The sequence below is a fragment of the Pseudomonas sp. G11 genome, from assembly GCF_029457515.1.
Lineage (GTDB): Bacteria > Pseudomonadota > Gammaproteobacteria > Pseudomonadales > Pseudomonadaceae > Aquipseudomonas > Aquipseudomonas gorinensis.
The window spans coordinates 1,663,356-1,684,063 of the sequence record NZ_CP120377.1; the positions used below are offsets into that span (position 1 = coordinate 1,663,356).

18 protein-coding genes are annotated in these 20,708 nt (G+C 61.2%); 5 read left to right on the top strand and 13 right to left on the bottom strand.

Going from position 1 to position 20,708, the window contains the following annotated elements:
- Positions 1-75 precede the first annotated feature (75 nt).
- On the top strand, positions 76-855 hold the full coding sequence (fpr, locus tag P2T68_RS07540; protein WP_024073760.1) for a ferredoxin-NADP reductase: 780 nt from the start codon (positions 76-78) through the stop codon (positions 853-855).
- 147 nt (positions 856-1,002) lie between these two features.
- On the opposite strand, the gene tsaA is transcribed toward fpr, so the two are convergent.
- The 5 genes from tsaA to rimO form a co-directional block, all read right to left on the bottom strand.
- Positions 1,003-1,698: a tRNA (N6-threonylcarbamoyladenosine(37)-N6)-methyltransferase TrmO gene (gene tsaA, locus P2T68_RS07545; RefSeq protein ID WP_168232384.1), complete on the bottom strand. Its 696-nt coding sequence runs from the start codon at positions 1,696-1,698 to the stop codon at positions 1,003-1,005.
- Positions 1,699-1,701: 3 nt separating this feature from the next.
- Positions 1,702-2,163: a DUF1456 family protein gene (locus P2T68_RS07550; RefSeq protein ID WP_024073762.1), complete on the bottom strand. Its 462-nt coding sequence runs from the start codon at positions 2,161-2,163 to the stop codon at positions 1,702-1,704.
- 68 nt (positions 2,164-2,231) lie between these two features.
- Positions 2,232-2,942: an rRNA pseudouridine synthase gene (locus P2T68_RS07555; protein ID WP_053254683.1), complete on the bottom strand. Its 711-nt coding sequence runs from the start codon at positions 2,940-2,942 to the stop codon at positions 2,232-2,234.
- 71 nt (positions 2,943-3,013) lie between these two features.
- Positions 3,014-3,487 carry a GNAT family N-acetyltransferase gene (locus tag P2T68_RS07560; protein ID WP_069075372.1) on the bottom strand — a complete coding sequence of 158 codons (474 nt, stop codon included), beginning with the start codon at positions 3,485-3,487 and terminating at the stop codon, positions 3,014-3,016.
- 112 nt (positions 3,488-3,599) lie between these two features.
- Positions 3,600-4,928 carry a 30S ribosomal protein S12 methylthiotransferase RimO gene (gene rimO, locus P2T68_RS07565; RefSeq protein WP_172831374.1) on the bottom strand — a complete coding sequence of 443 codons (1,329 nt, stop codon included), beginning with the start codon at positions 4,926-4,928 and terminating at the stop codon, positions 3,600-3,602.
- A gap of 300 nt (positions 4,929-5,228) precedes the next feature.
- Between rimO and P2T68_RS07570 the strand changes: the two genes are divergently transcribed.
- The 3 genes from P2T68_RS07570 (at position 5,229) to P2T68_RS07580 (ending at position 8,918) form a co-directional block, all read left to right on the top strand.
- Positions 5,229-7,130 (top strand): potassium transporter Kup, encoded by a 1,902-nt coding sequence (locus P2T68_RS07570; RefSeq protein WP_024073766.1) that lies wholly within the window; start codon positions 5,229-5,231, stop codon positions 7,128-7,130.
- Between the two features lie 224 nt (positions 7,131-7,354).
- Positions 7,355-8,461 (top strand): NADH:flavin oxidoreductase/NADH oxidase, encoded by a 1,107-nt coding sequence (locus P2T68_RS07575; RefSeq protein WP_024073767.1) that lies wholly within the window; start codon positions 7,355-7,357, stop codon positions 8,459-8,461.
- A gap of 271 nt (positions 8,462-8,732) precedes the next feature.
- Positions 8,733-8,918: a hypothetical protein gene (locus P2T68_RS07580; protein WP_069075373.1), complete on the top strand. Its 186-nt coding sequence runs from the start codon at positions 8,733-8,735 to the stop codon at positions 8,916-8,918.
- A gap of 68 nt (positions 8,919-8,986) precedes the next feature.
- On the opposite strand, the gene P2T68_RS07585 is transcribed toward P2T68_RS07580, so the two are convergent.
- The 8 genes from P2T68_RS07585 to P2T68_RS07620 all read right to left on the bottom strand — a co-directional run bounded on the left by P2T68_RS07585 (position 8,987) and on the right by P2T68_RS07620 (position 19,405).
- Positions 8,987-10,612 (bottom strand): glucan biosynthesis protein D, encoded by a 1,626-nt coding sequence (locus P2T68_RS07585; protein ID WP_024073769.1) that lies wholly within the window; start codon positions 10,610-10,612, stop codon positions 8,987-8,989.
- A gap of 546 nt (positions 10,613-11,158) precedes the next feature.
- Complete coding sequence (locus P2T68_RS07590) at positions 11,159-12,583, bottom strand: gamma-aminobutyraldehyde dehydrogenase (RefSeq protein WP_277379209.1); 1,425 nt, start codon at positions 12,581-12,583, stop codon at positions 11,159-11,161.
- 130 nt (positions 12,584-12,713) lie between these two features.
- Complete coding sequence (locus P2T68_RS07595; protein ID WP_102624406.1) at positions 12,714-13,523, bottom strand: ABC transporter permease; 810 nt, start codon at positions 13,521-13,523, stop codon at positions 12,714-12,716.
- Positions 13,513-14,442: an ABC transporter permease gene (locus tag P2T68_RS07600; RefSeq protein ID WP_069075375.1), complete on the bottom strand. Its 930-nt coding sequence runs from the start codon at positions 14,440-14,442 to the stop codon at positions 13,513-13,515. Before P2T68_RS07600 ends, P2T68_RS07595 begins: the two co-directional genes overlap by 11 nt.
- 1 nt (position 14,443) lies before the next feature.
- The gene (locus P2T68_RS07605) at positions 14,444-15,478 is read right to left on the bottom strand and encodes an ABC transporter ATP-binding protein (protein ID WP_024073774.1); all 1,035 of its coding nucleotides are present in this window, start codon (positions 15,476-15,478) and stop codon (positions 14,444-14,446) included.
- Positions 15,479-15,677: 199 nt separating this feature from the next.
- Positions 15,678-16,829: a putative ABC transporter substrate-binding protein YdcS gene (gene ydcS, locus P2T68_RS07610; protein ID WP_024073775.1), complete on the bottom strand. Its 1,152-nt coding sequence runs from the start codon at positions 16,827-16,829 to the stop codon at positions 15,678-15,680.
- A 73-nt stretch (positions 16,830-16,902) separates the two neighbouring features.
- Positions 16,903-18,360, bottom strand: coding sequence for a gamma-aminobutyraldehyde dehydrogenase (locus tag P2T68_RS07615; RefSeq protein ID WP_024073776.1), 1,458 nt, complete (start codon positions 18,358-18,360; stop codon positions 16,903-16,905).
- Positions 18,361-18,493: 133 nt separating this feature from the next.
- A complete protein-coding gene (locus tag P2T68_RS07620) occupies positions 18,494-19,405 on the bottom strand; it encodes a LysR family transcriptional regulator (protein WP_024073777.1) in 912 nt (303 codons plus the stop codon).
- A gap of 168 nt (positions 19,406-19,573) precedes the next feature.
- Here P2T68_RS07620 and P2T68_RS07625 point away from each other — a divergent pair, with 168 nt between their 5' ends.
- On the top strand, positions 19,574-20,281 hold the full coding sequence (locus tag P2T68_RS07625) for a tellurite resistance TerB family protein (RefSeq protein ID WP_024073778.1): 708 nt from the start codon (positions 19,574-19,576) through the stop codon (positions 20,279-20,281).
- Positions 20,282-20,708 lie beyond the last annotated feature (427 nt).

The following is a 20,708-nucleotide window of genomic DNA, read 5'->3' on the forward strand; positions in this document are numbered from 1 at the left end:
GTCGCCGCCATTAGAATGCTGTGCAATTGCGCACCTATCATTTGGCGCAGACCCATTTCCAGGAGTCCCCCGTACATGAGCAACATGAACCACGAGCGTGTCCTCAGTGTTCATCACTGGAACGACACTCTGTTCAGCTTCAAGTGCACCCGCGATCCGGGCCTGCGCTTCGAGAACGGTCAGTTCGTGATGATCGGCCTGCAACAGCCCAACGGCCGCCCGCTCATGCGCGCATATTCCATTGCCAGCCCGAACTGGGAAGAGCATCTGGAATTCTTCAGCATCAAGGTGCCGGATGGCCCGCTGACTTCCCAATTGCAGCATTTGAAGGAAGGCGACGAGATCATCATCAGCAAGAAACCGACAGGCACCCTGGTGCTTGACGATCTGAAGCCGGGCAAACACCTGTACCTGCTCAGCACCGGTACTGGCCTGGCGCCGTTTATGAGCGTGATCCAGGATCCGGAAACCTACGAGCGTTTCGAAAAAGTGATCCTGTGCCACGGCGTGCGTTACGTCAACGAAGTCGCCTACCGCGAATTCATCACCGAGCACCTGCCGCAGAACGAATTCTTCGGCGAAGCCCTGCGTGAAAAGTTGATCTACTACCCGACCGTGACCCGTGAGCCGTTCGAGAACGAAGGCCGCCTGACCGACCTGATGCGCAGTGGCAAGCTGTTCCGTGACATCGGCCTGCCACCGATCAACCCCGAGGACGACCGCGCCATGCTGTGCGGCAGCCCAAGCATGTTGGACGAGACCAGCGAAGTGCTGAACAGCTTCGGCCTGAAAGTTTCGCCGCGCATGCGTGAGCCGGGTGATTACCTGATCGAGCGCGCGTTCGTCGAGAAGTAAAGCAGTCAGGCCATGTGCTGACTGGGCAACACAGAAGATCTGAATGTGGGAGGGGGCTTGCCCCCGATGACGGTGATTCAGTCAACTTACATGTCGACAGACCCACTGCCATCGGGGGCAAGCCCCCTCCCACATTGGGTTTCCGGTTTATCCAGCCGGCACCACTTCCAGCACACAAATCATCCCAGCCTCGGGATAGTGCCAGCGCACATCCACATCCCAGAACTGCGCTCCATATTCGCGCTCAGGCCCAGGTGTCTGGTACGCCGGCCGTGGATCCTGCGCCAGGCACTGATCGATCAACTCCACCAACGGCTCCCCAAGGCGCTGGGCGTGGCCTTGTGCCTGTTGCAGCGCCGTCTTCAGCCATTGCACCGGAATCAGTTGCGGCGCACCACTGGCGATGCTGTTGCTGGCCGTGTCGATGATGTCGGCGTAGGGCACATACGGCTTGATATCCAGCACCGGTGTGCCATCGAGCAAATCAATCCCGGAAATCCATAGTCGCCCCGGCTCCACCTTGTCCAGCTTCACCACCGACTGGCCAATCCCATTGGGCCGATGGGTGGCGCGGGTGGCAAATACGCCCATGGACGTGTTGCCGCCCAGGCGCGGCGGGCGCACTTTCAAGCGTGGCTTGTCTTCCAGGGCCTGGTGGAACAGAAACAACAGCCAAACATGGCTGACCTGCTCCAGGCCCTGCACCGCCTCGCCCTGGTCGAACGGCGCGACCAGCTCCAGCACGCCCCGTGCGGCAGGCGCCAGTTGCGGCTGGCGCGGAATGGCGAACTTCTCCTTGAAACAGGAGCGCACGAAGCCGACGGGCGAGACGTGGTAACTCATGGTTTACGCGCGAACCCGCAGCGTCAGGCCCTTGAGGAAGTTACGCAGCAACTGGTCGCCGCACGGACGGTAGTTGGTGTGGCCGGCCTTGCGGAACAGCGCGCTCAGCTCCGGCTTGGACACCGGGAACTCGGCGGCCTTGAGGATGGCATGCATGTCGTCTTCCTTGAGTTCGAAGGCCACGCGCAGTTTCTTGAGGATGATGTTGTTGGTCACCGGGGTTTCGATCGGCTGTGGCGGACGGCTTTCGTCCTTGCCACGCTTGAAAATCACCAGGCCATCGAGGAAATGCGCCATGACCTCATCCGGGCAGAACACGAAGCCTTCTTCCTCGTCTTTCTTGAGGTAAGTCAGCAGGTCTTCCTTGGTCACGTCCATGCCGCCGAGCTTGATGATCTCGACCATCTTGTTGTCGCTGATGTCGAGCATGTAGCGCACGCTGCGCAGTACGTCATTGTGAATCATGGTGGGCAATCCTGGTTTTCAACAGTGGGCGCCGCCGGGTGGGGCGGCGCCTGGAAAGGGGGAGTGGCTTAGAACTTCTCTTTGCCGGACAGATAACGCCATTGACCTACCGGCACCTTGCCGATGGACACGCCGCCGATGCGGATACGGCGGATGGCGATGACCTTCAAGCCAACCGCTTCGCAGAACAGGGCGATCACGCCCGGTTGCGGGTTTTTCATCGCAAAGCGCAGGCGGTTTTCGTTCTGCCAGCTGGCTTTCACCGCCGGCAGCTCTTTGCCTTTGTAGGTCAGGCCATGGTTGAGGCGGTTCAGGCCATGGGCAACCATGTCGCCCTCGACCTCGACCACGTATTCCTGCTCGATCTTGGCGGCATCGGCGGTCAACTTGCGCAGTATCTTCCAGTCCTGGGTGAACACCAGCAGGCCGCTGGCCTTGGCTTGCAGGTCGGCGCTGGCGGTCAGGCGCAGGAAATGCCCCTTGAGCGGGCGCTTGCTGAAGCGGTGCTCTTCGGACAGCGTTTCGGCGCTGATCGAGGCCATGGCCGTCTCGGCATCCACCCCAACCGGCGCGTGCAGCAGGATAGTCACCGGCTCCGGCGCGGTGGCCTTGGCTTCAGGGTCCAATTCGACCTTTTGGGTCGTGACCTTGAACTGCGGCTCGTCGATCACTTCACCGTCCACCGAGACCCAGCCGCCTTCGATAAACAGCTCAGCCTCCCGACGGGAGCAACCGACCAGTTCGATAAGGCGTTTGGAGAGGCGTATGGGGTCAGTCATGACAAGGGCCGTAGCAAAAGGGGGCGGCTATTGTACCTGCCTGGAGCCGGTTAATCCCGGCTCCATTTCATTTAACCCTGGCGCGCCTGCTGCGGCGCCTGGCGCAAACGCAAATGCAGCAACGGATAAGGCTGCCCCAGGCCATCATGCTCAGTGCGTCCGATCACCTCGAAGCCTTGTTTGAAGTAAAAGCCCAGGGCCTGGGGGTTCTGTTCGTTGACGTCCAGCTCATCGGCATTCATGCATTCGATCGCGTACCGCAGCAATTGCCGGCCCAGCCCCTGGCCACGGTATTGCGGGTCGATAAACAACATCTCGACCTTGCCTGCGGCCACCCCGGCAAACCCGGTAATGCGCTGGCGCGAGTCCTTGGTGCAGATCAGCATCACCGAGTCCAGGTAGCGGGTCAGCACCAGGTTTTTCAGCAGCTCGATATAACTGTCCGGCAGGAAATCATGGGTGGCCCGCACCGAGGCCTCCCAGATCCTTGCCAACTGCGCGTAGTCGCTGGTTCTGGGTGTATGGATAACCGAATGCTGACGCATGCCCGCTGCCCCTTGCCGAAATTGGCGTCGATGGGCAAAACGATAGACCTAAAAAAGCCCCGCATCTTGTCCAGAGGCAGGGCTTTTGCACTTTATTTACAGGCGGAAGCGATCAGTCGCGTTTTTCAGCCCACAGGTCGTATTCGTCGGCGTCGGTCACGGTGCACCAGACCTTGTCACCTGGCTTCAAGCCCGTGGCATCGTCGATAAACACGTTGCCGTCGATTTCCGGCGCATCGAAGAAGCAACGGCCAACCGCGCCTTGTTCATCGACTTCGTCGATCAGCACTTCGATTTCCTTGCCGATGCGCAGTTGCAGGCGCGCCGAGCTGATCGCTTGCTGATGCGCCATGAAGCGCTCCCAACGGTCCTGCTTGACGTCATCCGGCACCACGGCCAGGTCCAGCAGGTTGGCCGGGGCACCTTCCACCGGCGAGTACTGGAAGCAGCCGACGCGGTCCAGCTGGGCTTCGGTCAGCCAGTCGAGCAGGTATTGGAAGTCTTCTTCGGTTTCGCCGGGGAAGCCCACGATAAAGGTCGAACGGATGATCAGGTCCGGGCAGATTTCGCGCCAGTTCTTGATGCGCGCCAGGGTCTTGTCCTCGAAGGCCGGGCGTTTCATGGCCTTGAGCACTTTCGGGCTGGCGTGCTGGAACGGGATGTCCAGGTACGGCAGGATCTTGCCGGCGGCCATCAGCGGGATCAACTCGTCCACGTGCGGGTACGGGTAAACGTAGTGCAGGCGCACCCACACACCCAGGCTGCTCAAGGCTTCGCACAGTTCGGTCATGCGGGTTTTCACCGGCGCGCCGTTCCAGAAGCCGGTGCGGTACTTCACGTCGACGCCATAGGCGCTGGTGTCCTGGGAGATCACCAGCAGCTCTTTTACGCCGGATTTGACCAGGCGCTGGGCTTCGTCCAATACATCACCCACGGGGCGGCTGACCAGCTTGCCGCGCATCGACGGGATGATGCAGAAGCTGCAGCTGTGGTTGCAGCCTTCGGAAATCTTCAGGTACGCGTAGTGACGCGGGGTCAGCTTGATGCCTTGCGGCGGCACCAGGTCGATCAGCGGGTTGTGGTCCTGGCGTGGTGGCACGACGTCGTGCACAGCGTTGACCACCTGTTCGTACTGCTGCGGGCCGGTCACCGCCAACACGCTCGGGTGCACATTGCGGATATTGCCTTCTTCCACACCCATGCAGCCGGTCACGATGACCTTGCCGTTTTCCTTGATGGCTTCGCCGATCACTTCCAGCGACTCTGCCTTGGCCGAGTCGATGAAGCCGCAGGTATTGACCACCACCACGTCCGCGTCCTGGTAAGTGGACACCACGTCATAACCTTCCATGCGCAGTTGGGTCAGGATGCGTTCGGAGTCAACCAGGGCCTTCGGGCAACCCAGGGAAACAAAGCCAACCTTGGGGTTGGCCTTTGCGATGGTGGTGGACATGTCTAACCTCGGTATTGAATGACGCCGCCAGTCGGGCATGACAGGGCTGCGGACGGGCGCTTGCTGCGCCTCTGATCAAAAAGTGCGCAATTCTAGCGACGGGCAACGCACTTGACCAGCTTTATGCAGGGAAATGCGACGAGTGCTGCGCTATGCTTCGCGCCGTTGCTCGCGGGGAAAGCCCTGGGTCAATAAAACGTCTGTTACGAGAAGTAAAACAGCGCATGCTAGGGTCAGCTTAGGCGCGTTGTTTATAAAAGACCTCAGGTCAAAGGGCAGGAGTGGTTGATGGGTCAGGCAAGTAGTCAGGCAGCGGGTGCCGAGCATTCAAACGCCAAGCCGATAGGCATGCTGGTGGCGGCGGTCGGGGTGGTGTACGGCGATATTGGTACCAGCCCGCTCTATACCCTTAAAGAGGTGTTTGCCGGCGGGTATGGGGTTTCAGTCAATCATGACGGGGTCTTCGGCATTCTGGCGTTGATTTTCTGGTCGCTGGTCTGGGTGGTGTCGATCAAGTACGTGCTGTTTATCCTGCGCGCCGACAACCAGGGCGAGGGCGGCATCATGGCCCTGACGGCGCTGGCGCGGCGGGCGGCGTCGCCGTATCCCAAGTTGCGGTCGGTGCTGGTGATTCTCGGCCTGATCGGTGCCGCGCTGTTCTACGGCGATAGCATGATCACCCCGGCAATCTCGGTACTCTCGGCGGTAGAGGGCCTTGAACTGGCCTTTGATGGGCTTGAGCGCTGGGTCGTGCCGTTGTCGCTGGTGGTGCTGGTGGGCCTGTTCCTGATCCAGAAACACGGCACCGACCGTATCGGCAAGCTGTTCGGCCCGGTCATGGTGTTGTGGTTCCTGGTGCTGGCGGGCCTGGGGGTGCATGGCATCAGCCAGCATCCGGAAGTGCTCAACGCGCTGAACCCGGTCTGGGGTGTGCGCTTCTTTGTCGTCCACCCCGGCATGGGCGTGGCGATTCTCGGCGCTGTGGTGCTGGCCTTGACCGGTGCCGAGGCGCTGTACGCTGACATGGGCCACTTCGGGCGCAAGCCCATCGCCCGTGCCTGGTTCGCCCTTGTGCTGCCGGCGCTGGTGCTCAACTATTTCGGCCAGGGCGCGTTGTTGCTGGAAAACCCCGAAGCGGCGCGCAACCCGTTCTACCTGCTGGCGCCGAGCTGGGCGTTGATTCCGCTGGTGGTGCTGTCGACCCTGGCGACGGTGATTGCGTCCCAGGCCGTGATTTCCGGTGCGTTCTCCCTGACTCGCCAGGCGATCCAGTTGGGCTACATCCCCCGTATGCACATCCAGCACACCTCCAGCGCCGAGCAAGGCCAGATCTACATTGGTGCTGTGAACTGGTCGTTGATGGTGGGTGTGATTCTGCTGGTACTGGGCTTCGAGTCCTCCAATGCCCTGGCTTCCGCCTACGGTGTCGCGGTGACCGGCACCATGCTGATCACCAGTATCCTGGTGTCGGCGGTGATGCTGTTGCTGTGGAAGTGGCCACCGCTGCTGGCGATTCCGGTATTGATCGGTTTCCTGCTGGTGGACGGCCTGTTCTTCGCCGCCAACGTGCCGAAAATCGTCCAGGGCGGTGCGTTCCCGGTGTTGGCGGGGATCGTGTTGTTTATCCTGATGACCACGTGGAAACGCGGCAAGGAACTGCTGATGGATCGCCTCGACGAAGGCGGCCTGCCACTGCCGATCTTTATCGGCAGCATCCGTGTGCAACCGCCCCATCGTGTGCAGGGCACCGCGGTGTTCCTCACCGCACGGCCCGACGCCGTGCCCCACGCGCTGTTGCACAACCTGCTGCATAACCAGGTGCTGCACGAGCAGGTGGTGTTGCTGACGGTGGTCTATGAGGATATTCCGCGGGTGCCGGCCGCACGGCGCTTCGAGGTGGATGCCTATGGCGAAGGTTTCTTCCGCGTGATCCTGCACTTCGGCTTTACCGATGAGCCGGACGTGCCTGAAGCGTTGAAACTGTGCCATCTGGACGAGCTGGATTTCAGCCCGATGCGCACCACGTACTTCCTCAGCCGCGAAACGGTCATCGCCTCGCGGATCAAAGGCATGGCGCGCTGGCGCGAGGGCTTGTTCGCGTTCATGTTGAAGAACGCCAACGGCAACCTGCGTTTCTTCAAGCTCCCGGTCAACCGGGTGATCGAGCTGGGCACCCAGGTCGAAATGTAAGAGGCCGCACCACGGGAGCCGGCAATCGGCTCCCGTTTTCGTTTCTGAACCCTGTGCAATCCAGCGTTGTCGACTAGGCTCTAAGCACTGTTGTGTAGGAGCGGGCTTGCCCGCGAAAAACGTTAACGGTAACGCCTCGATCCTCGATAAACGCGGTGTCTATGAGGCTTTCGCGAGCCAGCTCGCTCCTACAGAAGTGCCCAAAAGCCAAGAAGAGGTGCGCCATGAGTCAGCTGCTCGAACCCTATACCCTGCGCCAATTGACCCTGCTCAATCGCATTGCCGTGTCGCCGATGTGCCAATACTCCTGTGTCGATGGCCTGGCTAATGACTGGCACCTCGTCCACCTTGGCAGTCGTGCCGTCGGCGGCGCCGGGCTGATTTTTACCGAAGCCACCGCGGTCACCGCCGATGGCCGTATCACCGCCCAAGACCTGGGCTTGTGGAACGATGAACAGATCGCACCCTTGCAACGCATCACCCGCTTTATCGCCGCCCAGGGCGCGGTGGCCGGCATTCAACTGGCCCACGCCGGGCGCAAGGCCAGCACCCATCGGCCGTGGATCGGCAAGCATGGCAGCGTCAAGCCGGAAGACGGCGGCTGGGTGCCGGTGGGGCCGTCGCCGATTGCCTTTGACCCGAACCACACGCAACCCCGGCAACTGGATGACGCTCAGATCCAGCAAGTGATCAGCGACTTTGTCGCCGCCGCCAAGCGTGCGTTGACCGCGGGTTTCGAGGTGGTGGAAATCCACGCGGCGCATGGTTACCTGTTACATCAATTTCTGTCGCCCATCAGCAACCAGCGTCAGGACCAATACGGCGGGTCCTTTGAAAACCGTATCCGCCTGGTGCTGCAAGTGACCGAAGCGGTGCGCGAAGCCTGGCCCCAGGAGCTGCCGTTGTTTGTGCGGGTTTCGGCCACCGACTGGGTGGAAGACGGCTGGAACCCGGATGAAACCGTGGAACTGGCGCGTCGCCTCAAAGACCTGGGCGTGGACCTGATCGACGTGTCCTCCGGTGGCACCGCCGCCAATGCCGAGATCCCCACGGGGCCGGGCTACCAGACACGCTTCGCCGAGCGTGTGCGCAAAGAGTCGGGCATCGCCACCGGCACCGTCGGCATGATCACCGAACCGGCCCAGGCCGAGCACATCCTGCGCACCTGCCAGGCCGATATCATCTTCCTCGCCCGTGAACTGCTGCGTGACCCGTACTGGCCGCTGCATGCCGACGATGATCTCGGTGGGCGCAAGGCAATCTGGCCGGCCCAGTACCAACGGGCGACTCATCGCGACCAGCCGATTCATGAGTCTGATCTCAGGGATTGAGCCTTCATCCGCGCTCACAAAACCCACCCTGGCCCGGTGGGTTTTTTTTTGCCCGCAACTGTGGGACAGGGCTGTAGGTATTTATTCCTGACCCAATTATTTAAGTGAATACTCTAAAAAAATCCCACACGTCACGAGATTGTTTCTACGCTTAGGGTAAGTCTGATTCCTGGCCCAGGGAGTCAGCCGGTTTGTCTGCCGAAGCATTGCGCTTCACGGGAGGCGGGTAATGGGCACACGGAGTTTTGATCGATATCAGGAGAAACAGTCCATGGCCAAGTCCTATGGTGTAGCCGGTGTGGTGGTGTCTTTTCTGACCCGCAGGGTGTACTTGCGCGCCCAAAGGTTGAGTTCCGATGAAGCTGAATTACTGGCGCAGTATCGCGCCCTGACCGAAAGCGATCAGGTGGCGATGCGGTATCTGATTGGCGCGATGAAGAGCGTGTCGCGGTTCTGATTCGCCGCTGAACATGGGGGCGGGCTTGCTGCGGTGAGCAAGCCCGCGCCCATGTTCAAGTCAACGCATCATGTGTACTTACGCTGGTCCGGTGCCGGCGGGAAGTACTGGTACAGCCAGGTTTCGCTCAAGGTGCGGTCCTGGGTGCGGATAAACAAGCGCAGTTCCACCGGCTCCACGCTGTCGCTGGTCGGGTACCAGTCGAACAGAATGCGGTAGCCCTTGATGTTGTCGAGCACCAGCACGCTGAAGTCTTTCACTTCACCATGGGAACAGGTGACCACGGGCTCGATACCGGTGCCGGGTGGCAGGCGATCCAGGCCGCCGCCCTTGAAGTCCACGGCGAAACGGCGTGCCCAAACTGGCGGGTAATGCTCGCCCGGTGCCCACCCTTCGGTGAAACCGCCCATGCCGGAACGAGTCGCATCGACTTGCGCCAGCGGCGTGCTCACCGGCGGCAGGGCGCTCCAGTACAGTTTGTAGCCATAATTGAGCGAATCGCCGGCCGCCACGGGTTTTTTCGGCGTCCAGAAGGCCACGATATTGTCGAGGGTTTCGCCGGTGGTCGGGATTTCCAGCAGGTCGATCGAGCCTTCGCCCCAGGCGGTGGTGGGTTCGACCCACAGGCTTGGGCGCTTGCTGTACCAGTCCACGGTGTCCTGGTAGCTGGCGAACTCATGGTCGGTCTGCACCAGGCCGAAACCTTTCGGGTCGGTGTCGGCGAAGGCGTTGAATTGCAGCTTGGCCGGGTTGTTCAATGGGCGGCAAATCCACTCGCCATTGCCACGCCACATCGCCAGGCGGTCCGAGTCGTGGATTTGCGGGTGGATGGTGTCGCACATGCGCCGTTCGTGGGTGCCGCAACTGAACATGCTGGTCATCGGCGCGATACCCAGTTGTTCGATGGCGGTGCGCGCATTGATATTGGCGTCGATGGCCATCACCACCTGGTTGGCCTGGCAGTCGATATCAAAGCGATAGGCGCCGGTGGCACTCGGCGAGTCGAGCAGGGCGTAGACCACGAAACGCGTGGCGTCCTTGTCCGGGGTTTCGAACCAGAACTGCGTAAAGTCGGGGAACTCCTCGCGCTTTTTCGCGTAGGTATCAATCGCCAGGCCTCGTGCGGAAAGGCCGTACTGGCCGGTGGAATCCACCGCGCGGAAGTAGCTGGCGCCGAGAAACGACAGCACGTCGTGGCGATCCAGTTCCGGTGCCTTGAACAGCTTGAAGCCAGAGAAGCCCAGGTCGCCGGTCAGTTGCTGAGTGTCGACCGTGGTTTTTTCATAGTTGAACAGCGAAGGGCGGAAATGCACTTCGCGGGCTTCCCGGGTCTTCGGGTCGACACTGTGCATGCGCACCGGCGTCTTGAAGCCCATGCCAACGTGGAAGAACTGCACGTCCAATTGGCCGTTCAACTCCTTCCACAGCGAATGCTTGCCGTCGTAGCCGATGGCATTGAAATTCTGCGGGGTCATGGTCGCCAGTGTCGGCGGCAGCACCTGTTTGGTGTCTTTATATGCGGTCCCGGCGAGCTGTTTGGCCTGGGCCTTCAGCGTTTCGAAATCGAACGCCACGGCCTTGCCGTCGGCGGCACGGTTCCCGGCCCAGGCCTGCGCGGCCAGCAGGCCACTGGCTGACAATCCGGTGTAAGCCGCAATGGCCATGGATGCTTTAAGCAAATTCCTGCGGTGCATAGACACAACCTGTCGTGAGCAAATCCAGCGCCGTTCCTGGCACGTAACGGATCAAAAATAACGGTTCGGACATGCCTTCGACCAAACGCAACGGACATTAAACAGACGCCGGATAGCTTAAGCGGTTCTATGACGTAGGAAAAATGATTGATATCGGGGTGATGGCGCCGCATATGAAACAAGACATTTCCGGGCTGTGAGTGAACACATTACCCAACCATTATGAAGATCCAAAGGTGGGAGGGAGCAACCGGTATAAACCGGGGACATCGTTTACATCTCTAACCGGGGGAGGGAGATGGCGACGTCGTTGAGGACGTCGCGGTGGGTGATGTCCATGGGGGAAACCTGGGTTTTATCGCTGTAGGTGTTTCAACTGTAGGAGCGAGCTTGCTCGCGAAGAACGCAAGAGCACCGCGGTCAATCAGAATGTCCGCGTTATCGTTGACGTTCTTCGCGAGCAAGCTCGCTCCTACAATTAAAGCGTTAAAGCGTTAAAGCGTTAAAGCGTTAAAGCGTTAAAGCGTTAAAGCGTTTGGGCATGGATCAGTGCTTGAACATCACATGGCGAACCGTGGTGTAGTCCTCCAACCCATACATGGACATGTCTTTGCCATACCCCGACAGCTTCTGGCCGCCGTGGGGCATTTCGCTGACGAGCATGAAGTGGGTGTTCACCCAGGTGCAGCCGTATTGCAAACGAGCGGCCAGGCGATGGGCGCGCCCCACATCGGCCGTCCATACGGATGACGCCAGACCGTAGTCCGAATCATTGGCCCAGCCCAGCACCTGCGCCTCATCGGTGAACTTGGTCACCGACACCACCGGCCCGAACACTTCACGGCGCACGATCTCGTCATCCTGCTGCGCATCAGCCAACACCGTCGGTTCAAAGAAGAAACCGTTGCCTTCGACCGCCTTGCCGCCGGTGACCAGGCGAATATGCGGCTGCGCCATGGCGCGTTCGACAAACCCGGCGACACGGTCGCGGTGCTGTGCGGTGATCAGCGGGCCCAGCTCGGTGCTGGGGTCATCCTGCAAGCCGTACTTGATGCTGGCGACGGCGGCGCCGAGCTTTTCGACAAAGGCGTCGTAGATATCGGCCTGCGCATAAATGCGGCAGGCGGCCGTGCAATCCTGGCCCGCGTTATAGAAACCGAAGGTGCGAATGCCCTCGACGGCGGCATCGATATCGGCGTCATTGAAGATGATCACCGGGGCCTTGCCCCCCAGTTCCATGTGCATGCGCTTCACGTTGTCAGCAGTGCTGGCGATGATATTCGCGCCGGTGGCGATGGAGCCGGTCAACGACACCATGCGCACTTTCGGGTGAGTCACCAGTGGGTTGCCCACGGTAGGCCCACGACCGAAAACCAGGTTGAGTACGCCGGCCGGGAATATCTCCGAGGCGAGCTCGACCAGGCGCAGCGCGGTCAGCGGGGTTTGTTCCGATGGCTTGAGCACTACGGTATTACCCGCAGCGAGGGCCGGGGCGATCTTCCAGGCGACCATCATCAGCGGGTAGTTCCACGGCGCGATGGAGGCGATCACGCCCACCGGGTCGCGGCGGATCATCGAGGTGTGGCCGGGCAGGTATTCGCCGCCGGCCGAACCGCTCATGCAGCGGCTGGCGCCGGCGAAGAAACGAAACACGTCGGCAATCGCCGGGATCTCGTCGTTCAGCGTCGCGCTGTAAGGCTTGCCGCAGTTGTCCGATTCCAGCTTGGCCAGCTCTTCGCCATGGGCTTCGATCACGTCCGCCAGTTTGAGCAGCAACAGCGAACGATCCTTGGGCGCGGTCTGCGACCAGCTTTCAAAGGCCGCATCGGCGGCGCGCACGGCGGCGTCGACCTGGGCTTCGCTGGCTTCCTTGATTTCCACCAGCACGCGGCCGAGTGCCGGGTTGAAGATGGCTTGGATCGGGCCTTCGCCTTCGACCAGGTGGCCGTTGATCAAGAGTTTGGTTTGCATGGTTCAGTCCTCCTCAACACTATTGTTATGTCACTGAAAGAACCGGGTTCACATGTGGGAGGGGGCTGATGTACCGCCATCGGGAGCAAGCCCCCTCCCACATTTGAGCGCGGTGCCTTCAATAAAAAAGTTATTTACCGCCACTACCGGCCACGCTTTCACCGCCGCGCGTCAGGTAATAGGCCCCCAGAATCGGGAACATCGTCACGATCATCACCAGCATCGCCACCACGTTGGTCACCGGTACATCCCGTGGGCGACTGAGCTGGTTGAGCAGCCACAGCGGCAAGGTGCGCTCGTGCCCGGCGGTGAAGGTGGTGACGATGATTTCGTCGAACGACAGCGCAAACGCCAGCATGCCGCCGGCCAGCAGCGCCGAGCCGAGGTTGGGCATGATGATGTAGCGGAAGGTCTGCCAGCCGTCGGCGCCCAGGTCCATCGACGCTTCGATCAGGCTGTGGGAGGTGCGGCGCAGGCGGGCGATGACGTTGTTGTAGACGATCACCACGCAGAAGGTCGCATGGCCGACGATGATGGTGAACATCCCCGGCTCGATGCCCAGGGTCTTGAACGTTGCCAGCAGGGCGATACCGGTGATGATCCCCGGCAGTGCAATCGGCAGGATCAGCATCAACGACACGCCTTGCTTGCCAAAGAACTCACGGCGATACAGGGCGGCCGACGCGAGCGTGCCGAGCACCATGGCGATCAGGGTGGCGATGCCTGCAATTTGCAGCGACAGCTTGATCGCGTCCAGCACGTCGGGCCGGGCGAAGGCCACGCTGAACCACTTCAGGGTAAAGCCCTGGGGCGGGAAGCTGAACGCGGCTTCTTCGGTGTTGAAGGCGTAAAGGAAGATGATCAGGATCGGAAAGTGCAGGAACACCAGGCCGCCCCAGGCTGCAATCTTCAAGCCGAGTGATGATTTCTCAGAGTGCATCGAAGGCCCCCAGGCGTTTGACGATGGACAAGTACACCGCGATCAGCACGATCGGCACCAGGGTGAACGCCGCGGCCATGGGCATATTGCCGATGGCGCCTTGCTGGGCATACACCATGCCGCCGACGAAGTAACCCGGTGGGCCGACCAGTTGCGGCACGATGAAATCGCCCAGGGTCAGCGAAAACGTGAAGATCGAACCGGCGGCAATCCCCGGCACCGACAGCGGCAAGATCACCTGCATGAACGTCTGGCGCGGCTTGGCGCCCAGATCGGCCGAGGCTTGCAGCAGCGACGGTGGCAAACGCTCCAGCGAGGCCTGGATCGGCAGGATCATGAACGGCAACCAGATATAGACGAACACCATGAACCGGCCCAGGTGTGAGGTGCTCAAGGTGCTGCCGCCTACGCCGGGAATGCCCAGCACGAACTGCAACACCGGCTCCAGGCCCAGGTGCTGCACGAACCACTGCGCCACACCGCCCTTGGCCAGCAGCAAGGTCCAGGCATAGGCCTTGACGATATAGCTGGCCCACATGGGCATCATTACCGCGATGTAGAAGAACGCCTTGGTCTTGCCCGTGGTGTAGCGCGCCATGTAGTAGGCAATCGGGAAGGCCACTATCGCGCTGGCGATCGACACCACGATCGCCATGCTCAGGGTGCGCAGGATGATGTCGAAGTTCGACGGCTGGAACAGCGCGGCGAAGTTGGCCAGGGTCAGGTCCGGGGTGACCGCCATGGTGAAGTCGTCAAAGGTATAAAAGCCTTGCCACAGCAGGGTCAACAACGAACCCAGGTAGATCGCGCCGAACCAGATCAGCGGCGGCACCAGCAGCATCGCCAGGTAAAGGTTGGGCTTGCGGTACAGCAGGTTGGAAAACCTGCGCATCGGTGGTTGGGAAAGGGCCAGGCTCATGTCAGACCTCGCCTGCGATATCGGTCAGCGGAGTCATGGCTCCCCGCGCCCAACGGGCGGTGATGGGCTGGCCGACCTGATGGCCGCTGCTGATGTCCAGCCACTGGTTGTTGGCCTGGCTGATGTTCAGCGCCTGGCCGTTTTCCAGTTTCAATTCATAGCGGGTGGCGCTGCCCTGGTACTGAATGTCATGCAACAGGCCGCTGATTTCCACGTCGCCAGCCCCCAACGGGCCTTCGGCGAACCGCACGTGTTCCGGGCGGATCGAGAACGGCTGCGCACTGCCGCTGAGGCGCTGGGCCAGTTCACCGCGAATCACGTTGGAGGTGCCGACGAACTCGGCGACGAACACGGTGGCCGGCTTCATATAGAGATTGCGCGGCGTATCCACCTGCTCGATGCGACCCTTATTGAACACGGCCACGCGGTCAGACATCGACAGGGCTTCGGTCTGGTCGTGGGTGACGAAGATAAAGGTGATGCCCAGTTGGCGTTGCAGCTTTTTCAGCTCGCTTTGCATCTGCTCGCGCAGCTTGAGGTCGAGCGCACCCAGGGGTTCGTCCAGCAACAATACGCGCGGGCGATTGACCAGGGCGCGGGCAAGGGCCACGCGCTGGCGTTGCCCGCCGGAGAGTTGCACCGGCTTGCGCTCGCCATAGCCACCGAGGGCGACCATGGCCAGGGCTTCTTCGGCGCGCTCGAGGCGTTCGGGCTTGCCCACGCCTTTGACTTTCAGGCCATAGGCCACGTTGTCGAGCACGTTCATATGGGGGAACAGCGCGTAATCCTGGAACACGGTATTGACGTCGCGCTGATACGGCGGCAAGCCCGCGGCTTCCTCGCCGTGAATACGGATCGAGCCTGCGCTCGGCTGCTCGAACCCGGCAATCAGGCGCAGGCAAGTGGTCTTGCCGGAGCCGGAAGGGCCGAGCATGGAAAAGAACTCGCCGTCCTGGATATCGATGGAAACCCGGTCAACGGCTTTCACTTCGCCGAACTGCCGGGAGACGTGGGTGAATTGGACTGCAAGCGTCATGGTGCGGTGCTCCCAAAAGGCGCGGGTCGTCGCAGCGGCCCGGCCTGGACTTCTGAAAAATCAAAACATCTATGAATGCGGTCAATGTGGGAGGGGGCTTGCCCCCGATAGCGGTGGTTCAGTGACAGATAGGTTGGCTGACACATCGCAATCGGGGGCAAGCCCCCTCCCACAGGAGACCTATGTTGTCTGGGAAGCCTCAGCGGCCGCCCATGATCGCGATGTAGTCCTGGGTCCAGCGGCTGTACGGCACGAACTTGCCGCCTTCAGCCTGCGGGGTTTTCCAGAAGGCGATCTTGTCGAACTGGTCGAAGCCGTTGGTCTTGCAACCCTCGGCACCCAGCAGTTCGCTGCCGGTGCAGGCCGCCGGCACCGCCGGCAGCGAGCCGAACCAGGCCGCGACATCGCCCTGGACCTTCGGCTGCAGCGACCAGTCCATCCACTTGTAGGCGCAGTTCGGGTGCTTGGCCTCGCTGTGCAACATGGTGGTGTCGGCCCAGCCGGTGGCGCCTTCCTTGGGAATAGTCGAGGCGATCGGCTGCTTCTCGTTGACCAGGCCGTTGACCTGATAAGGCCAGGCGCTGGAGGCCACCACGCCTTCGTTCTTGAAGTCACTCATCTGCACGGTGGTGTCGTGCCAGTAGCGGTGGATCAGTGGTTGCTGGGCGCGTAACAGCTCAAGCACGGCCTTGTACTGGGTTTCGGTCAGCTCATACGGGCTCTGGATGCCCAGTTCCGGCTTGGTCGACTTGAGGTACAGCGCCGCATCGGCGATGTAGATCGGGCCGTCATACGCCTGCACGCGACCTTTGTTCGGCTTGCCGTCCGGCAGGTTCTGCGCCTCGAAGAGCACGCTCCAACTGGTGGGTGCTGTCTTGAACACGTTGGTGTTGTACATCAACACGTTCGGGCCCCATTGGTACGGCGTGCCGTAGGTTTGCTGGCCGACCACGTACCACGGCGCATCTTTCAGGCGCGGGTCGATGCTCTTCCAGTTGGGGATCAACGCGGTGTTGATCGGCTGCACACGCTTGCCGACGATCAACCGCAGCGACGCATCGCCCGACGCGGTGACCAGGTCGTAACCGCCCTTGGCCATCAAACTGACCATTTCGTCAGAAGTGGCGGCGGTTTTCACATTGACCTTGCAGCCGGTTTCTTTCTCGAAACCTGTGACCCAATCGTAGGCTTTGTCGCTCTCGCCACGTTCGATATAGCCGGGCCAGGCGACGATATCCAACTGGCCTTCACCAGCACCCACCGCCTTGAGCGGCTCGGCGGCGTGGAGACTGACGCTCGTCAGCAGCGCGGTGGTCAGGGCACTGAGCAGTGCGGTCTTGTGCGCGGACATGGGGGTTCCCTCTTCTTTAATTATGGTCGGGGCAGTTTTGTGCAACCGGTGACGCATGAGCTTAGTTGTTGTTTTAAAGGTGCTGGCCGTGGCGCGCCATGATGTGGCGCACCACGCTGTAGTCCTGTAGCGAATCACTGGACAGATCTTTCCCATACCCCGAGCGCTTCAAGCCGCCGTGGGGCATTTCGCTGACCAGCATGAAATGGCTGTTGATCCAGGTGCAGCCGTATTGCAGGCGCGCCGCCACTTGCATGGCCTTGTCCAGGTTCTGGGTCCACACGGAGGAGGCCAGGCCGTATTCCGAATCATTGGCCCAATCCACCGCCTGTTCCAGCTCCTCGAAGCGCGTCACCGTGACCACGGGGCCGAACACTTCGCGCTGGACGATTTCATCGTGCTGCTTACAGCCGGCGAGCAAGGTCGGCTGGTAATAAAAGCCTGCGCCGGAATGCACGGCGGCGCCGGTGATCCGCTCGATATGCGGTTGGCCGAGGGCGCGTTCGACAAAACTGGCGACGCGGTCGCGCTGGCGCGTACTGATCAGCGGGCCGAGTTCGTTGTCGGCATCGCGCTTGCCCGCAAAGCGCAGGCTGCTGACGGCGGCGCCGAGGTCGGCGACCAGTTTGTCGTGAATGCCCGCCTGGGCGTAGATGCGGCATGCCGCAGTGCAATCCTGGCCAGCGTTGTAGTAACCGTAGGCGCGCACGCCCTCGACCACGGCTTGCAAGTCGGCGTCGTTGCACACGATCACCGGCGCCTTGCCGCCCAATTCCAGGTGCGTGCGTTTCAGGGTTTTGGACGCGGCTTGGAGGATTTTCTGCCCGGTGACGATGTCGCCGGTCAGTGACACCATGCGCACCTTCGGGTGGCTGACCAGATGGCTGCCCACCCCTTCGCCGCCGCCACACAGAATATTGATCACCCCGCGTGGCAGCAGCGCTTTAAGGACGGGGGCAAGGGCGAGGATCGACAGTGGCGTGTGTTCCGAGGGCTTGAATACCAATGTATTACCCGCGGCGAGCGCAGGGGCGATCTTCCACGCGGCCATCATCAGCGGGTAATTCCATGGCGCGATGGAGGCAACGACGCCAATCGGATCACGCCGCACCATGCTGGTGTAGCCTGGCAGGTATTCGCCGCTGAGCTGGCCGGTCTGGCACCGCACGGCCCCGGCGAAGAAGCGGAACACATCGACGGTGGCGCTCAAGTCATCCTGGCGCGCCAGGTGCAACGGCTTGCCGCAGTTCAGGGATTCGAGGCGGGCCAGGTAGTCGGCCTGTTTCTCGATGGCTTCGGCAATGCCCAGCAGGATGTTCGACCGCTGCTGCGGCGTGGTCCGCGACCAGCCGGCAAACGCCCGGTGGGCGGCGAGGATGGCGCTTTCGACCTGCTCGGCGCTGGCTTCGGCGATCTGGGTGAGTACTTCGCCGGTGGCCGGGTTGAGGATCGGCTCGGCAAAACCCTGGCCCTGGACCAGTTCGCCGTCGATCAGCAACGCAGTGAGCAGCGGGGTGGGCGCGCCGGACATTTTTCGCGATCTCTTTTCTTGTGTGGCCATGGGCGTTCTCTTACGAGGGCCTGACCTTTCTCTTAGGGGATGAACAGAGACTAGAGGTCAAGCGCGAGGTCAACAAATACTAAATACTGAATGCCGCATTCGATTAAATAGATGGCTTGCGCGGGTGTGGCTGCTCACGCGCGACGGTCAGGAACGGATCGACCAGCGCCGGTCGCGCCGTGCCGCGGCGCCAGGCCAGGCCGACGTCAAGGGTCTGGCTGAGGTCGGCGATGGGTCGCGCTTCAATAATGTCGCCTTCCAGGGACCAGGGGCGGTACGTCATATCCGGCTGGATCGACACACCCAGGCCCGCCGCCACCAGGCTGCGCACCGCTTCGGTGGATGCCGTGCGCAGGGTCACGCGCGGATGCAGCCCGGCACCGGCCCATAGGCGTTGGGCGTTGTGGCCCATTTCATCGACGTTCAACTGAATCAACGGCTCGCGCGCGACATCGGCGAGGTTGATGCTGTCGTGCTCCAGCAGTGGATGTTGCGCCGGCAGCCACAGGCGGTGGGGCGAGTGGGTGAGCACTTCGGTCTGCAGGGCGTGGCGGTCTTCGAGGTTGGAGAGGATCAGCACCCCCACATCGATCTCGCCGCTGACCAGCAAATGCTCGATGTACGGGCGCTCGTCTTCCATTACGCGGATTTCCACATTGGGGTAGGCGCGTTGGAAACGGGTGAGCAGGTCGGCCAGGTAGTAGCCGGCCACCAGGCTGGTCACGCCGATGATCAATTGTCCGGCGACCTGGTCGGTGCTCTGTTGCAGGCTGCGCTTGGCGTTGTCGACGGTGGCCAGGATCAAGTGCGCCTGGCGCAGGAACTGATGACCCTGGTGGGTCAGGGTCATGCCCTTGGCGTGGCGGTTGAACAGGTTGACGCCGATTTCCTGCTCCAGTTGCTGGATCGCCAGGGTCAGTGTGGACTGGGAAATGAACGCGGTCTGCGCGGCCGCGGAGATCGAGCCGGTCTCGGCCACGGCGATGAAATGGCGGATTTGACGCAAGGTCATCATGCTGGAATTACCAGTGGGGTGTTTTTATCGATTTTCTCGAGTGTATATCGATTTAACCGAAGGATAGCCGCGTTACATCTGGAAGCACTCTAGATCGGGGGTTTTTGGCACTTAGTTTTACGCTGGGGGCCTATTGGTCCTATGAACCCTAGTGTCTGGAGGCTACGAATGAATACCCGTGGATTGCTCGATCAGTTGCTCAAGTCTGGCCAGGACATGTTGCAGAACAAGGCCAGCGGCCAGCGCAAGTCGGACGACAAAGGTGCCCTTGGCGGGTTGCTCGGCGGTGGCGGGCTCGGCAGCCTGCTCGGCGGCGCGGGCGGCGGCGCCCTGGCGGCCGGGGCCATGGGGTTGTTACTGGGTAACAAGAAAGCGCGCAAATTCGGCGGCAAGGCCCTGACCTATGGCGGGCTGGCGGCGCTGGGTGTGATTGCCTACAAAGCCTACGGCAACTGGCAAGCGCAGCAGGCCAGCGCGCCCCAAGGCGAGCCGCAGACCATCGACCGCCTGCCACCGGCCCAGGTCGAACAACACAGCCAGGGTATCCTCAAGGCATTGGTGGCGGCCGCCAAGGCCGACGGTCATGTAGATGAACGCGAGCGCGCGCTGATCGAAGGGGAATTCACCAAGCTGGACAACGACCGCGAATTGCAAAGCTGGCTGCATGCCGAGCTGAACAAACCCCTGGACCCGGCCGATGTGGCCCGTGCCGCCAGCACCCCGGAAATGGCCGCCGAGATGTACATCGCCAGTGTGATGCTGGTGGATGAGGAAAACTTTATGGAGAAGGCATATCTGGATGAGTTGGCGCGCCAATTGAAGCTTGAGCCTGGCTTGAAGGTTGAGTTGGAAAAACAGGTGAGACTCAACTCGTAGATACAAGGCGTACGTCGTTAAACCTGTAGAAGGGCCCACTCCCTCTTCTACTGGACTCCCTGTAGAGAGCAGGCTTGTCGTGGCGAGCGGGCCTGTTGTGGCGAGCGGGCCTGTTGTGGCAAGCGGGCTTGTTGTGGCGAGCGGGCTTGCCCCGCGTTGGGGCGCGAAGCGGCCCCATTACAGGCGATGTATTTTTAACTGACACACCACTGTGCCTGGTTTTGGGGCTGCTTCGCAGCCCAACGCGGGGCAAGCCCGCTCGCCACAACAGGCCTGCTCGCCACAACCGCTCGCTCGCCACAAAAATACGGTCGTTTAAGCAAGATTTTAATTATTTAAAATCAATAACTTATTTTATGTTTGAACAGGGGTGGCTGGCTCCCGATGGCGCTGCCCCCGTTTGTAGAGACTTCAACTGAACCACCGC